Raw genomic sequence first — 15,778 nt, 5'->3', positions numbered from 1 at the left:
CCCGGACAGGTATTCCTGTACTACCTGCATTTTCAATTACTTGGGATACTTTTTATTGTGAGATGACAGTCGAATAGAGTCAAGTCCTTCACTCTGAGCACGCTTCACCAGCTGAATAAACGTTGTTGAACTTATCTTATGTTTCTTTGCTATCTCAGCAATGTTTCCTTTTCCATCAAGATATTCTTTTACTGCTGCTATTCTTTCTTCGTCTGTCAACTTGCTTTTCCTTGGCATATAATAACCCCCTTAGAGTTCACACGTTTTTGTTTTTTCGTGTGTCCGCTCTAACAGGGGATTATATCAGATGAGGCAGCCTTTTTGTCCGCATATTTGATCACAGTTCCTCAATCAACTTAGCAAAAAGCCCCCTGCAGCCTTCTTCGATATCTGCATAGGCTTTGCCGAAATCGCGGCTGTACCACGGGTCGGAAACATCGTCACCACGGTCTGCAAATGTGAGGAGCTTATATATCTTTCCGTCTTTATCACCGCCGAAGATGCGGTTCATATTGCGTATGTTCGCGGTATCCATGCCAATGAAATAGTCGTATTTATCATAGTCCGACTTTTTCAGCTGAACAGCAGTCTTGCCCGCACAGCCGATACCGTGCGCCGCAAGTTCCGATCTTGCAGGGGGATATACAGGATTTCCCAGTTCTTCGGTGCTTGTTGCACTTGAAAGGATATAAAACTCATCGCTGTACCCTGCATCGGATACAATTTTTTTCATTATAAATTCAGCCATGGGCGATCTGCAGATATTGCCGTGGCAAACGAACATTATTTTCAACATTGCTGCTAAACTCCCTTCTTTCCCGATATTTCAGGCTTTTCAGCGATTTTGGATTTGAGTAATCCAAGCGTTTCTTCTCAAATATTCTTGTATTTTCTTAGGTTTTCGCCTTCAAAAATGGTAAAATGAATGGTAAATTATTCTGTTTTACCATTTTCCGTTTTTGTCAATCGGGATAATTCATTTTCGGCATCCTCAATTTTAACATGAGTGTACGTGTTCAAAGTTACGCTTATGTCGCTATGTCCCATAATGTATTGCAGCGTTTTCGGGTTCATACCACTTTTCGCCATATTGGAACAAAAAGTATGTCGGCAGACATGGGGCGTTATTTTCGGCATTGGTACACGGTATATGCTGTTATACTTTTCTCGGATATGCTGCATATACTTTTCCCAGTGAAGCGATACCATAGGCATATCGTTTTTATCCAAGAACAGAAAGCCTGTATGTCCTTCTACATTTGGCTCTTTTGTCGGTATGATACGCTTTTCTATGATACTTTGGAAACATTTTGAGACTTCGTCAGTCATCGGTACATACCTTACTCCGCTTTCAGTCTTTGGCGCTTCTATTATGTATTCCATTTGTCTTGTACGGATTAGCTGACGCTCAACATTGATCCGCTTTTTCTTAAAATCAATGTCCGAGACAGTAAGCCCACAGAATTCAGAAATACGAAGTCCTGTGTTGAACAGAATGAAAATGCCCTCATAGTATTTGCAAAAATGCTTATCCTCTTTGATGAACTTCATGTAATCACGCTGCTGTTTTCTTGTTATTGCTTCTCTTGTGACACTATCATTAACAACAACTGTTGCAAGTTCAAACTGAAAAGGATTCTTCCGGATAAGGTCATCATTTTCAGCCATTTGGAAAGCTGGTCGCAATACACCTCTGATAGAGTGTATCGAACTGTAGCCTTTACCGTCCGTCTGTTGCAGCTTTATCAGCCATGCTTTAGCGTCCGACAGTTTAACCTTATCAATTCTCTTCTGACCGAAGGAATCTTTTTTGAGAAGGTTAATTACCGTCTTATATCCTGCTTCAGTGCTATGCCTAACACCTGTTTTCAGAGCAACATATTTTTCGACTAAAGAAAGCACCGTATAGTTACCGCCATTTGATACAATCTGATTGAACATATCCTGCTCTATCTGCTTTTCCTTCTCTCTAAGTGACAGGTCTTTGCGTTTTCCTTTAGGCAGAGGGTCGTTCTTGTCCAGTCTCCAACTATATACGTCCTTTGTGCTGCCGTTTACATCGGTATAGGTAAAACGATAACGCCCATCTGGTCTCTGAGTCTCACCATTCTTTAATATTCGATTTTTTCGGTCTCTTCTTTTTTCACTCATAAACGAAATCTCTCCTTTCAAAGAAAGAGACCCAAACTTGCATATTAATTATAACACAAGTTAAGGTCTTTTTCAATAGCGTTCTAGATATTAAACTGTAGTTGCATTGTCTAAAAACTTCTCAAATTTTTGCCTTTTGAACAAAAGTCTGTTTCCATTCAATATAGTGAAGTCTGCTTCTGGATGATCTTCTGCAATTTTACGAAGTTTTGCTTCTCCTATGTGGTAGTATTCCGCAGCTTCAGTTACAGTCAAAACATATCTTTCATATAATGGAATACTATCACATTTCATTGATTTTATAATCAAATCAAGATCATTATTGTTTGGCAAACTAGAAGTCCGTTCAATAGAAAAAGTTGACCTATCTTTAATCTGCAGTTTCCCCATTATAATCTACTCCCTCTAAACAATAATCATTAACATAGTACGCTTTGAATAATATCCCGGTATTGGTTAAGAACACTCCTTGATCACTTGGAGTAATCTTATCTGCTGCATCTGAATTATCGAGTATTATCTGTGATAGCACTTTATCGGCTCTGCCACATATTCGATATCCAATATTATTCTTTATTTGACCTTTTAGTATATCTGCATCTGGTCTCTGAGTAGCTAACATAAGATGTATGCCAAACGCTCTTCCCAAGCGAGCAATCGTTGAAAACTTGCTTTCAATTCGATTTACTAAAGCTTTCTGCTCCTTTTCAATTCCTGTCTTATCTAACACTTCTGCTATTTCATCACAAGCTACAATTATTCTGTGAACATCTGATTCTGTTTTCATATTGTACTCTGAAATATTAGAACAGCCTGATTCTACTAGCATTGTTCTTCTTTCCTCTAATATCTTCAAAATACAATCGAGAGTGCTATCCAGTATATCAGGTTCAGTGATAATTGAACAAGCATTATGCCAAACCGTAGGATAATCAATTCCCCCTTTAAAATCTGCCAAATAAATAATAGCCTTCTTTTTGATAGATTCCATAAGAAGAAGTTTAAGTAATTTTGATTTTCCTGAACCTGATTCTCCTCCAATCAGAACATGAGGGGTGGTTGAAATATCAATGCTTTCAAGTCCATAATAGCTTTCTCCAAGTGATAATTCAAAGTCTTTGCTTCTTAAAAATTTGTCATTCCACAGGATAGTTTCTTTTTTACAATTGTTTGCTCTAATTGCTTTTATTATCGTATGTTGCATATCTTTTCCCGGTAAAACATCAATGACCTTTATATTTAATGCTGTTTCTATTTCAAATCTATGATTCTCATACTTATAAAAAGGAATTCTAGGTGAAAAGAACTCAAAGATAAAACCATGGTTATCCTTTTTCTTTGATAAAAGTATTGGTGATTGTCCTTCGTTATCTACGAACCCTACATCTACAAGTTCACCTTCTATTTTTTTGCTAACCAGAGGCTTCCCCAAAGAGCGTATGATTCCAACAATTCCAATAACAATTATCAGAGAAAAAACAACATACAAAATAATCATGTATACTTTTTCAAAATATGGATTTTCCATTTTCAATATAAGCTCTAATAGCACAAACAACGTAAAAATCATAAATGCTATAAATATCAATGGAATAAGAATCAAGAGTTTCTTTTCTTTCATACGTTTCATTCCTGCTTTTAATCTCTGGTTATTGTTATTTTTCATAAGACCTCCTTTTCTGCCTTTTGATAAAATGCATCATGTGCAGCAGTACGTTTTTTCAAGTCATCAAAACCTATATATTGATTTCCTGCTAACTCAAACGACTTATATTCATCATTATGCTTATAGTGAAAAACGAATTTCGTAATTCGTCTCAAGAGTTGATGTATTGTATCCTTATTTTGATTCTCTTTGCTTACCATTCCACTATAAATATCTTCCGGCGAAAAAATACTTGTAATATGAACCTCATTCCACAAAGCAAAACAGTTGCTATACCTACAATGAATCTGCGATCTGTATCCCTGTGCAATCATAAGAAGTAATTCAAAAGGCAGAGAATCCTTTTTTAATTCATCCATAAACAAGCATGGTTCTCCGTTGTATCCATCAAAACCGCCTATACCTTTATTAGCATAATCGGAAAAGAAATAAACGTTATCATCTCCATATTTCTCACAAAGCTCAATATATGAATACGATTTGCCACTTCCAGAATCTCCGCAATGCCAAATTACATTTACATTTCTGATCGGTGGAGTTTCCTTGTAACGCTTTGCGAAATAACATTTACGAATAAGTGTTTCTTCACGTCGCAAACGAATATCCTCTGCCATAATTTGATTAGGCGTCATACCTTCTTCAATAAGCATTTCGATTGTGGCAAGAGTATCATTAGTATTAGTGACAGAATATCGTTTATTTCCTTCAATATTACCATATGAAGTATATACGAGCACTTGTTCGCCCTTTTCATCATAAGGCGGCTCTTTATGAATGTATTGCAGGACTTGTTTTTTATTTCCTTTTGTCGGCTCTAAGTGGGCTGTGGGATATGCCTTTTTGACTTTTGTAAATCTGCATGAGCCTGAATCTTCAAGTACCATATGTACGTGTGGAAGCCCCTTAGAAGAAATGCAGTATCCCCACCATCCTTTACGAAGAGCGTTACCCGCAATCCATTCGTCTTTAAGTTTCTCAACAATCTCTTCCGGCGTACCATCATAACCGTGCTGTTCAGGATTTGGAAAGACCGCAAACCATGATCTGCTAACTGTGTCCGCCATGCTCTTTCCTCCTATCTTTTGTAACAAATAAAGTATATGTTACAAGCGAAAACCGCATAGGCTCTCGCTTGTAACAGTTTCACTCTCGGGGTAATACTAAGCCCGAGAGCGCCTCGCCCCGGCTCTTACGAGCCGGATGCTCCGGTTCACTTACTTTTTTATTACCTCAATATCATCTGCAGTTACCGAAAGCTGATTGCGGTACTGACCATACACTGTTGCAATAGGATTAATCAGACGTACATGAGAGTTCATGGGAACTGTAATATCCTTTGAAACCTTAACGGTCAGCTTCTCATAGATATTGCTGATCATTACGCCGCTTGCTGCTTTGTAATCATGCTTATCGCCAATGATTACTACTTCCACTTTCGTTCCCTTGTGCTCACCAGTCTCAAAATCTTTCCATTCATTCTGACCGACCGCACCTAAATTAAGCTTTTCAAAAAAGCCTTCTGCATCAAAGTGCTCAAACTGTGATAATTTTTTTAATGCCATAATAAGTACCTCTTAATCTTTCTGATGCCGTTCCTGGTCGCATCCACCAAAGTATATGAAATGCATCTCATATACCTATTATAACGCTATTTTTGATTCATGAATTGACACTTTGTTTCTTTTGTGTTATAATTGAAACGAAACAACCAATGAAAAGGATGATTTTAATGAATGAAATTTGCCAAGTTCATATCTCAATGGACAAAAAAAGAAATTCTTTTTGGGGACTAATAACCGGTTTCGACGATAACATATATTTTGACCCGTTCACCGTGTTAACAGAACTACGATATAAACCAGATGCTATCGAATTGGAAGATGATTTCTTTGATGATTGGGATTATTCTCATGAATATGCTTTTGGATGTCAATTATCTTTATCCGATTATGAAAGGAAACAATATGTTTATGTAGTGAAAGGAATAAAAAAGCTAATAAAAAAAAGCTATTCTGAACATGAAACGATTAGATTAGCAGATTTAGAGCTTTTAAAATCATATTTTGATATTACATTTAATTTCACGCCAATTGCAACAATTATAAAACCTAAGTCATTAATTCCATCAGAAAGAATAGCTCATAATTTATCTGTACATTATAGTTCGTTCTCTATAGATCATATACTTAACATTGGTACAAAACTGTATAGTGAGTGTTACCGCTACACTTATTTGTCATCCAGAAGTGAACGTATCTTGTCATGCAGGGAATCGTTCTGTCAAGGTGCAAACACTCTATTTTGTCAAGATGACCACTCTATTTGTCAGGGCAGAATGCTCCTGAGAAAACAACAGCGATAAACCTAAAACGAAACGGTATCTTCCCGATCTTGTGTTCGGGAGGATACCGTCTTTTAATTTATTCGGAAATATGATATAATGATTAGTAACCATATTTCAGAAAGGAAAAAAGATAGCCGTTTTGCTTATATGATCAGCGGTCATAACTCGGCTATCGTATACACTATGTTTATTGTATCGAGTTTTTCCGCATTTGTCAAAGACGATATTCATTATATTTTCGGTAAAGAAGAAGCAGTTTGCCCCGTGTGCGGTAATCATATGAGATTTAACGGCAGATGCAGACGTTTTGTTTTCCGTGAAAATAGCCGAAAGCGTGAAAAATACTCTATGAGAGTTTTTTACTGTTCTAAGTGCTATCACTATCATCGTGAACTTCCGGATTTTGTTGTTCCGTTCAAGCATTTAAGCGCCAAAATCTACGCTGCTATTTGTGATGCAATAAATGAGTTCGTTGATGACCACTCAGCAGCTCGCATTTGTCGCTGGGTAAAAGGCTTTTTAGCATTCGGTGCTGCGATCGTAAGAAGACTGAAACTTGAACACCCGACCCTTGTGACAAATTACGATAGCAATTCCACATGGGATACGCTCAGATATTTTGTCAGGGTGGTAGTAAACATAGGCGAATGGAAATAGGATGAGTTAACGTATATTGTCAGGGTCTTTTGTGCTATGATAAAGGTATCATAAAAAAGGAGGTGCCTTTTATGGGCATGAAAGACAAGAAACTGGCAAGGGAGATAGCTGAACAGCGCATGATCATGATCGCGCCGCTGCTCGGTCTTCCTTTGCTGTCCGAAATCTACTACGAAAAACGTCGTGAGATCTCCGAAAACTTTGAATTATCCACCCGCACGATCCAGCGCTATGTTGACGCTTACAACGAGTCAGGCATCGACGGACTTGAACCGAAAGGCAGAGTCCCTGAACAGAACCCTGTCATTTCCAAAGAGATACTCGAAGAAGCTATTCGCCTGCGACGTGAAATGCCGTCTCGCAGTGTACCGACCATCATTAAGATACTTGAGCTTGAAGGAAAGGTCGAACCCGATGTGCTGAAGCGTTCCACATTGCAGAAAGCCCTTGCGAAGATGGGATATTCGTCCGCTATGATGAAGGTGTATCAGGACAACGGCTATGCATCGCAGCGTTTTGCGAGAGTTCATCGCTGTGATCTTTGGCAGGGGGACATCAAATTTGGTCCTTCTTTGAACATCGGCGGCAAGGTACAGCCAACGTATATGTCCTGTCTTATCGATGATGCCACCAGATACATAATCCACGCTCAGTTTTACGGAGATATGGAACAGACCATAGTGGAGGATACATTGAAGAAAGGCATACAGAAATACGGTACTCCACGCCGAATATATTTCGATAACGGTTCCCAGTACCGCACCCACTGGATGAAGCGTGCCTGCGGACTGCTCGGTATCCGTCTGCTGTACGCCAAGCCGCGAAATCCGCAAGGTAAGGGCAAGCAGGAACGCTTCAATCTTACGGTAGATTCGTTTATAGATGAGGTCGGACTGAATCCCCCCGAAAGTATTGAAGAACTCAATAAACTGTTTAATGCCTGGCTTTCTGAATGCTACCAGAACAAGGTACACAGCGCGTTAGGGGTTACTCCGGAGACTGCGTTCAAGAGTGATTCTATGCCGCTGAATTATCCCGATGAAGCGATACTCGCAAGCGCATTTCTTCATTGTGAGACCCGAAAGGTGAATAAGTCCGGCTGCATCAGCTTTATGGGCAAGGACTATGATGTTGGCATACTGTACGCAGGTCAGACGGTCGATGTGGTATATGATCCTCAAAATATCGCTAAGGTACGTATTGAGCCTAAGAGTCACGAGCCATTCTATGCCGAGCCTGCAAAGATCGGTACCCATGTTGCAAAGAAACCTAATCGTGCTGAAATCGAACGTATACCGACGGATTCTTCAAGACTGCTTGACGCTGTCATAAAAACTGCCGATGAAAGGGAACGCAGAGCAGTCATCTCGTATTCAATAGCGATGGGAGGTGATGAAGATGTATGAGATGTTCTATGAAATGAAGCACACACCGTTCACACGAAGCATACCTACAGATATGCTTTGCAAAACTCATCAGAATGCCGAGATACTTGACAGACTTGAATACACAGCCATGCATCAGCTGTTTACTCTTCTTGTAGGAGAACCCGGCACAGGTAAGACCAGTGCTCTGCGTCACCTTAAGGACAAGCTGCCGGAGGATAAATACATGGTGATATATATTTCCGATTCAAGGCTGAAACCGCGCAGTTTTTACTACTACACTCTTGGTATGTTCGGTTGCAAGGCTTCTATACACACCAGCATAAGCCGCCAGGAACTGATCTCGCAGACAGAGATAATGCGGAGCATACATAACAGAAAGGTCGTTGTGATCATTGACGAGGCACATCTTTTGGGCAAAGAGATGCTGGAGGAAGCACGTTTCCTGCTCAACTACCGTATGGATTCAGAAAACCCTGTTTCACTGATCCTTTCGGGGCAGACCGAACTTTGGGACAAACTGAAGCTTTCAGCATACCGTGCTATACTCGGCAGAGTAGATATTGAATGCTTTCTGACGCCTATGGATTTTTCGGATACAAAGAAATATATCGAATCTCAGCTGAAATATTCCGGGCACAACGCCCCGATATTTACTGAGGATGCTATGCGATCTATCTTTGAATTTTCCGGTGGAAATCCCCGTGCCATCAACCGCGCCTGTACCCAATCATTGATCTACGGTTCACAAATGAAGCAGACCTGCATTGACAGCAAGTCGGTGGATATAGTGCTTAAAAACGAGGTCACAGGGGTGAAAAGTTCATGACAGAAGAACTGCTGCATGATGCTGTACTGATCTGGCTGCTGCGCCGACTGGATCTTTCAAAAGCAAGGCGAGAGGTATTTGAGTATTTTCAAATGCTCACCGAGCAGGATGATGGCAAAAAAATAAGCCGTTATGATCTCACTATGGAGATCCTTGATATTCTTGATCGACATGAACTTCACAACAATGACGGCTATATCTGCTCGTCATGCCCTTATGAACCTTACCCATTCTGACCCATGGTTTTTGCGGGGATCATCTGTATGATCCGCTTGTTTATTGTGCATAAAAGAAGAAAAATGCTGGACTTGAATAATAGGTGAAGTCTGTCTCTCTGCTTCTGCAAAAAATACGCCCACACCGTAATAAGCGATGTGGGCGTAACTATGTGAATTGAATTATTCTAATGGAATAATAAATGAAATATAGATTATTATCTCTCGTAAGATAATGTTATTTGCTTTTTGAAAATGGTATCACATCGAATTATTCGTCATATTATATATATCTGAGATGCACCTTTAGTACAATCTGCCGATTTTTGCAATAACTGTTGAGATATCATCAATTTTGAGCGATTATTATATAGGGAGGTGTAAAGGTATGCATACTAATGATCCCAACGTTCAGGAACTTGAACAGACAATAATGAAATACAAACGCACGGTCTACGGAATTGCGCTGACCCAGTTGAAGAATAAACACGAAGCAGACGATGTTTTTCAGGAAGTCTTTCTGCTTTACTTTTTAAAGAAGCCCGTATTCGATAATGAAAACGCAAAACGTGCATGGCTGATAAGGACTGCACTCAACAAATGCAGGCAATACAATTACGGAAAATGGAACAGTAATACTGACAAAACCTTTGAACCGCCCGATGACAGGCTGGCAGACTTTGAAAGCAAGTATGACAGCGAGATATTTGACGCGGTTCGGGGACTGCCCGAGGGTTTGCGTGAGCCCTTGTATCTGCACTGTTTTCTGGGTCTTTCAGTCAACGAAACGGCCTCACTTCTGGGTATCAAAGCAAACACGGCAAGCATGAGATTAAGCAGAGCGAAAAAGATACTTCAAGGAAAAATGGAGGGTGAATGATATGAAAGATAACGATTATAAAAGAATCGAAAATCAGCTTGAACCCGATGACAGGCTGGTACGAAATGTAATTGACAAGGCATCGGAGTTATCCACAAACAGTGTTATGGCAGAGGATTATCTGAGAGATCATGATGTTCCCGAAACTATAACGGTTAATCACAACAGCGCATACAAATACATCTTATCGGCTGTCGCTGCACTTGCACTGGTATTCGGCGTGGGGGCGTATATGCGCAGCAATAACGCAGTGAAAACTCATCTGCCCGATGCTTCAAGTGTGGAAGAAAAGGTTGCAGAGGTCACTGAATGCACTCCCGAAACAGTGATCGCAGATGATGCGACATCAACAGAAAGTCTTGCAGAGGTAACGGAAAGCACAGCAGATAAAACAGAAAACATGGCTGACGAGAGCGAAGCTGAAATTCCCGATGATGGTAGAAGTGAATGGAGACCCGACAAAACAGCCGACAGTTTTGAAAATGAAAACGGCAACGGTGAAGTAGCTGCATTAGCACGCGCCACTGAAGAATACAGGTCATTCGAGATGAACGGCAAAACCTATTATTCCGCATGGGGCAACTACGGCGAGATATATGATGAGACTTTCATTTTGGGAAACAATATACTGAACAGTTCGTATATCGATGAACTGATAGCTAATGTTGATGTGGACTCGATGTTCGCGGATATTGGTCGCCCAGCGGCACAGGCTGAGGTATACAGCTTGAAGTATGCAGACCCCGATTATTATGCAGCTGTAAGGTTCATAGATGTCAACGGAGATGAAAGATTCTATCTTTTCGCTGATAACAGCCGAAGTTTTGATACTTTAGCAGAACATCTCCTTGCACTCAATACCGACATTTACACCTTTGACGGCACAGCGATCATCAGACGTAATGGTGTACGTTCATTCATCGACGATGACAGCGCACTGAAAGAGATGATACTTTCAGCCGATGGCGAAAAGACCGACACAGCATACGGTGAAGCTGGTTGTGAGATATTCCTCGATACGCCTGCATACGGCGGAAGCGTGGGATATACCGTTTACAGTGATGGCTATATCGCAGTAAATGCCTTTGGCAGCGAGAGTGTCTACAACGTCGGTACAGAAACAACTGCACAGATGATAAGCTATGTTAATGAGAACTGCCATGGATAATGCAAGGTTGCTGAACAAAAGTAACAGCACCGCGGCCCAGTTTATACGATACGTATTTGTGGGCGGCGGTGCAACTGTGGTTCAGTGGGGAATATTGGTGCTTCTTAAAGAAGCTTTCGGAATAAATGCAAATCTAGCGAATGCAGTAGGATTTGTCGGCGGCTTGGTGTTCAATTATATAATATCATCGATATGGGTATTTGACACGTCATCAGTGAAAAATAAAGCAGCAGAGTTTTCTGCCTTTGCGCTTATAGGTGTGGTAGGGCTTTTGATAAATCAAGGGCTCATTTGGCTTTTTGATAAAGCCTTGACAGGTAAAGATCTATTCGGCGGTATTATACCTCAGAATAAGTATTACCTGGTCGGTCAGGTCATTGCTACAGGTCTGGCATTTTTCTGGAATTTCTTTGCCAGAAAATATTTATTATACAATAAAACGGAGGAAAAACAGTGAAGAAGATAGTTATTATCGGAGGAGGTCCCGCGGGTCTCACAGCAGCTTATGAATTTTTGAAAAAGGGAGGATACGAAGTTACGGTACTTGAAGCAAGCGATACTCTTGGTGGTATCTCTCGAACAGTACAGCATAACGGAAACCGCATGGACATAGGCGGACACCGTTTTTTTTCAAAGGACGAACGCATAATGAATTGGTGGTCTGAACTTATGCCGGTTCAGGGAAAGCCTTCATTTGATGACAAGGTGCTGGGACATAAAAAGCCATTTGAGAAAAACGGCAGCGATCCCGAACGTGAGGATAATGTCATGCTGCTGCGAAACAGGACTTCGAGGATATACTATAAAAATGCTTTCTTTGATTATCCTGTGACCATGAACATGAATACCATAACAAACATGGGCTTATTTACGACCTTGCGAGCAGGTACCAGCTATCTTTATTCCTGCGCACACAAGCTTCCTGAAAATAACCTTGAAAATTTCTACATAAATCGTTTTGGACGTGTGTTGTATTCAATGTTTTTTGAAGGCTATACTGAAAAACTCTGGGGACGTCACCCACGGGAGATCTCAGCAGATTGGGGAGCACAAAGAGTAAAAGGGCTCTCCATGATCGCAATAATAAAAGATATGATATCAAAGATTCTTGGAACAAAGACTAATGACAGCGCAGAAACTTCACTTATTGAACAGTTCTGGTATCCAAAGTATGGACCGGGACAGTTGTGGGAACTTGTAGGAAAATATATAACTGAAATGGGCGGCAGGATACTTTTCGGGCGAGAGGTAACTGAGATAAAAACAGAAAGCGGGCGAATAACTTCGGTAAGATGCGGTGAAGAGGAATTTCCGGCTGATGAGTTCATATCCTCAATGCCTATAAAGGATCTGGTAAATGGAATGTCTGCACCTGATGATATAAAGCGCATTGCAAACGGTCTGCCTTACCGTGATTTTGTTACGGTAGGTCTTCTGGTCAAGGAACTGAAACTTAAAAACAAGACCGACAAGCGCACTTTAGGCAACATCGTTCCCGACTGCTGGATATATGTTCAGGACAAGGGCGTTAAACTAGGACGTATACAGATATTCAACAACTGGTCACCTTATATGGTAGCGGACCCTGTTGGCACTGTATGGATAGGACTTGAATACTTCTGCGATGAGGGTGACGATTTCTGGAATATGAGTGAAAAAGAATGCGTTGCTTTTGCGGTAAAGGAACTTCGTAAAATGGGTATTATTGGTAAGAATGCGGTGCTTGACTACCACCGGGAGAAAGTAAAAAAAGCATATCCTGCATATTTCGACACATATTCTGAGTTTGATAAAGTAAGAAAATACCTGGATAGTTTTGCGAACCTTTGGTGTGTTGGCAGAAATGGTCAGCACAGATATAATAATATGGATCATTCTATGATGACAGCAATAGAAGCTGTCAGAGCGATAGAAAACGGTAATGCCAGCAAGTCGGCAGTATGGAATGTAAACACGGAGAAAGAATATCATGAACAAAGAGCAGATAACAGAACGAACAATTAGATCACTTGCAAAGCACCCATACCTTTGGATGCTCGGGCTGTGTCTGCTAATTGATCCGTTTTTCTTCGGCTCGGTCGGCAATATCCCAAACAACGCACTTATGCTTGAATGCTTCGGTCTATTTGGAGCAGCAGTTATTTTTTCCTTTAGGAGATATGATCGCGGAGAACTAAGTAAACCAAGGCTTTGTGTATTTATGATATGCATTTTGAGTGCGGTTTTACTCGGTGCAATTTCTTATACAAATTCGCAGAACAAAGCGATATGGCACTTCTTTGGTGGATGTATATTGATGTTCACAATGTATTATTTTACATATATGAAGAAATTCCGTGGGCAGCTCAATTCAGTTCTTATAATAGGACTCGGCTTCATGATCAAACTTCATTATATACTTGTGACCTCTGTCTACACCCGTCAGCATGATGTATTTTCATTTGACAGTACAGCAGGTCATGCAGGCTATATTGAGTATTTGCTTCAAAATCATCATCTTTCCGATTTTGACCCAAGAGACCGATGGCAGTTTGTACACCCACCGTTACACCATGCGATAAGTTCGTTGTGGATATACCTGAATGAGAATATCTTTCACGTAGGACATGATCCTGCAAGAGAAAGCTTACAAACACTAACTCTGTTTTACTCAATGTGCATTATTGTATCTGCATATAAGATATTCAAGTTTTTCGGGCTCAATGGCAGATCGCTGTATATACCTCTGATGATAGTCAGCTTTCACCCTGCATTCATACTTCTTTCAGGGAGCATAAATAACGATGTCCTTTCAGCTGCGCTGGTAATGGGAGCAGTAGTATGCACACTTGAATGGTACAGAGAACAGACACTAAAAAACATCTTAAAAATTGCACTTTGCATCGGATTGGCAATGATGGCAAAGATCTCTGCGGCAACGATCGCTCCGCCTGTAGCATTAGTATTTCTGATCGTTTTCTTAAGAAAATTCAGAACAAATGGCAAATCACTCTTTGGTCAATTCTGTGCATTTGGAACAGTATGCATTCCTCTCGGACTATGGTTCGGGATACGAAACTACATCAAGTGGAAAATACCTCTGACTTATGTTTCAGAAATGGACAAAAACTGTGAGCAATACATAGGTGACAGAACATTGTTGCAGCGTATCACCGATTTTTCAGCTTATCAGTTCTCATCGCCATACGAACAGTGGGCATGGCTTGATGATACAGGAAAAATGCATGGTTACAACGAATTCAATCCGTTGACAACACTTCTTAAAAACTCTATATTTGGAGAATTTATAAATGAGGGCTGCTTTACATGGACATACACGAACACATTCGCAAGAGTGCTGTTCTGGGTAAATATCCTGCTTGCAGGTGCGGCACTTGTTCTGATGTTATTTTTCTGTATTAAAAAGCCCAATATCCCGAAATTATTTTTTGCGGCTTTCCATATCACAATTATGGTCAGCTTTCTCAAAGCAGCCGCAGATTACGCCTTTACCTGTACCATGAATTTCCGCTACATTACACCAACAGTTATCACCGGAGCTGTTTTTATCGGAATGGCTGCATGTGAAGATAATATCAAAAACAACATTATCATTTCTAAACTTCTGACAGTTACGAGTGTACTGTTCTCTTTGATGACAGCACTTGTATATACTGCTTTATTGTGACAGGAGGAGGTAATGTGAAGTGTTATACTAAAAGAGCAGTCGACAAACACCCAAAAATCTGGTAGAATATAAATAATAAAACCGGAAAGGGAAAACGACTAACAATGAGCATACTCCAATGAGTTACTATAACTAGGAAAGAGGAATTACAATGAAGAAAATCTTATCATTAACTACAGCTATTGCAATAGCTGTCACCTTTGTTCCCTCAGTGGTGACTTCGGCGGAAAGCAGCGGTAGTTCGCGTTGGGAAAAGTTTCTGAAATACGATCTGTGTATTACAAACTATGATGAACTTTCCAACGATGACAAAGAACTCTGCAACTTTATTTTCGACACCGAACAAGCTGCAGGAGATAACATCGTATGCGAACGTGCAAGACGTACACTTGCAGGTGATGATGTGGGGGAGCGGATAACTCTCGATCAGCTTGAAGATACCTATGGTCTGTGGGATAGCCGATCAGAATATAATTTGTGGTCCGGCTGGCAGTCTTATATTGAATGCGTTCCCGATATAATCAACTTGAATTATAATGCGAGCTCACAAAATTATTTCACTGATTATACTATAGAATACTGGCTTGATGATGAGCGAAGCAGTTATGTTATCTTCTGCGAAAAAGATTCTTCCGATGCTAAGAGCCGCTTTGAAGTCTACGACGGAAATGATAAGCTGATAAACACCATAACAACAAAGTTCGACTGCCCCATGAAGGATTTTCGTGGTAATACCGAATATATGAAAGAATTCGGCATGATACATAAAAACGGCGGCTGGTACTACACCAAACCGGATGATACAGCTGTATTTGC

18 protein-coding genes are annotated in these 15,778 nt (G+C 40.4%); 11 read left to right on the top strand and 7 right to left on the bottom strand.

The genetic code is table 11. From position 1 onward, the window contains the following. Positions 1-36: 36 nt before the first annotated feature. The 7 genes from BM265_RS18215 to BM265_RS18185 form a co-directional block, all read right to left on the bottom strand. Complete coding sequence (locus BM265_RS18215; RefSeq protein ID WP_074963375.1) at positions 37-237, bottom strand: transposase; 201 nt, start codon at positions 235-237, stop codon at positions 37-39. A 100-nt stretch (positions 238-337) separates the two neighbouring features. Then, on the bottom strand, positions 338-796 hold the full coding sequence (locus tag BM265_RS18210; protein WP_074963374.1) for a low molecular weight protein-tyrosine-phosphatase: 459 nt from the start codon (positions 794-796) through the stop codon (positions 338-340). Between the two features lie 137 nt (positions 797-933). After that, entirely contained in the window at positions 934-2,151 is a 1,218-nt protein-coding gene (locus tag BM265_RS18205) for a site-specific integrase (RefSeq protein WP_074963373.1), read from the bottom strand. Positions 2,152-2,241: 90 nt separating this feature from the next. After that, a complete protein-coding gene (locus BM265_RS18200; RefSeq protein WP_431767998.1) occupies positions 2,242-2,541 on the bottom strand; it encodes an excisionase in 300 nt (99 codons plus the stop codon). Continuing rightward, entirely contained in the window at positions 2,522-3,817 is a 1,296-nt protein-coding gene (locus tag BM265_RS18195) for an FtsK/SpoIIIE domain-containing protein (RefSeq protein WP_074963372.1), read from the bottom strand. The genes BM265_RS18200 and BM265_RS18195 overlap by 20 nt, the downstream gene beginning before the upstream one ends. Then, complete coding sequence (locus tag BM265_RS18190) at positions 3,814-4,881, bottom strand: P-loop NTPase family protein (protein ID WP_074963371.1); 1,068 nt, start codon at positions 4,879-4,881, stop codon at positions 3,814-3,816. Before BM265_RS18190 ends, BM265_RS18195 begins: the two co-directional genes overlap by 4 nt. A 150-nt stretch (positions 4,882-5,031) precedes the next feature. Beyond that, the gene (locus BM265_RS18185) at positions 5,032-5,379 is read right to left on the bottom strand and encodes a hypothetical protein (RefSeq protein ID WP_074963370.1); all 348 of its coding nucleotides are present in this window, start codon (positions 5,377-5,379) and stop codon (positions 5,032-5,034) included. A 149-nt stretch (positions 5,380-5,528) separates the two neighbouring features. On the opposite strand from BM265_RS18185, the gene BM265_RS18180 reads away from it, so the two are divergent. The 11 genes from BM265_RS18180 to BM265_RS18130 all read left to right on the top strand — a co-directional run. After that, positions 5,529-6,179, top strand: coding sequence for a hypothetical protein (locus tag BM265_RS18180; protein WP_207647013.1), 651 nt, complete (start codon positions 5,529-5,531; stop codon positions 6,177-6,179). Between the two features lie 129 nt (positions 6,180-6,308). After that, positions 6,309-6,818: a DUF6431 domain-containing protein gene (locus BM265_RS18175; protein WP_242940904.1), complete on the top strand. Its 510-nt coding sequence runs from the start codon at positions 6,309-6,311 to the stop codon at positions 6,816-6,818. 71 nt (positions 6,819-6,889) lie between these two features. Continuing rightward, entirely contained in the window at positions 6,890-8,224 is a 1,335-nt protein-coding gene (locus tag BM265_RS18170) for a DDE-type integrase/transposase/recombinase (protein ID WP_081358523.1), read from the top strand. Next, the gene (locus BM265_RS18165) at positions 8,211-9,032 is read left to right on the top strand and encodes an ExeA family protein (protein ID WP_242940903.1); all 822 of its coding nucleotides are present in this window, start codon (positions 8,211-8,213) and stop codon (positions 9,030-9,032) included. The genes BM265_RS18170 and BM265_RS18165 overlap by 14 nt, the downstream gene beginning before the upstream one ends. Further along, entirely contained in the window at positions 9,029-9,268 is a 240-nt protein-coding gene (locus BM265_RS18160) for a hypothetical protein (RefSeq protein WP_074963366.1), read from the top strand. The genes BM265_RS18165 and BM265_RS18160 overlap by 4 nt, the downstream gene beginning before the upstream one ends. Positions 9,269-9,635: 367 nt before the next feature. Next, positions 9,636-10,127, top strand: coding sequence for an RNA polymerase sigma factor (locus BM265_RS18155; protein WP_074963365.1), 492 nt, complete (start codon positions 9,636-9,638; stop codon positions 10,125-10,127). A gap of 1 nt (position 10,128) precedes the next feature. Continuing rightward, positions 10,129-11,295 (top strand): hypothetical protein, encoded by a 1,167-nt coding sequence (locus tag BM265_RS18150; protein ID WP_074963364.1) that lies wholly within the window; start codon positions 10,129-10,131, stop codon positions 11,293-11,295. Continuing rightward, positions 11,288-11,752, top strand: a complete 465-nt coding sequence (locus BM265_RS18145) for a GtrA family protein (protein WP_177219639.1) — start codon at positions 11,288-11,290, stop codon at positions 11,750-11,752. Before BM265_RS18150 ends, BM265_RS18145 begins: the two co-directional genes overlap by 8 nt. After that, the gene (locus tag BM265_RS18140; RefSeq protein ID WP_074963363.1) at positions 11,749-13,299 is read left to right on the top strand and encodes an NAD(P)/FAD-dependent oxidoreductase; all 1,551 of its coding nucleotides are present in this window, start codon (positions 11,749-11,751) and stop codon (positions 13,297-13,299) included. The genes BM265_RS18145 and BM265_RS18140 overlap by 4 nt, the downstream gene beginning before the upstream one ends. After that, entirely contained in the window at positions 13,265-14,962 is a 1,698-nt protein-coding gene (locus BM265_RS18135; RefSeq protein ID WP_074963362.1) for a glycosyltransferase family 39 protein, read from the top strand. Before BM265_RS18140 ends, BM265_RS18135 begins: the two co-directional genes overlap by 35 nt. Before the next feature lie 151 nt (positions 14,963-15,113). Next, positions 15,114-15,778, top strand: a 665-nt coding sequence (locus tag BM265_RS18130) for a hypothetical protein (protein ID WP_143098779.1), incomplete at its 3' end; no start/stop codon positions are given.

This window comes from Hominimerdicola alba (assembly GCF_900112155.1).
Classification (GTDB): domain Bacteria; phylum Bacillota; class Clostridia; order Oscillospirales; family Ruminococcaceae; genus Hominimerdicola; species Hominimerdicola alba_D.
This window is presented reverse-complemented; position numbering and strand designations above follow the sequence as displayed.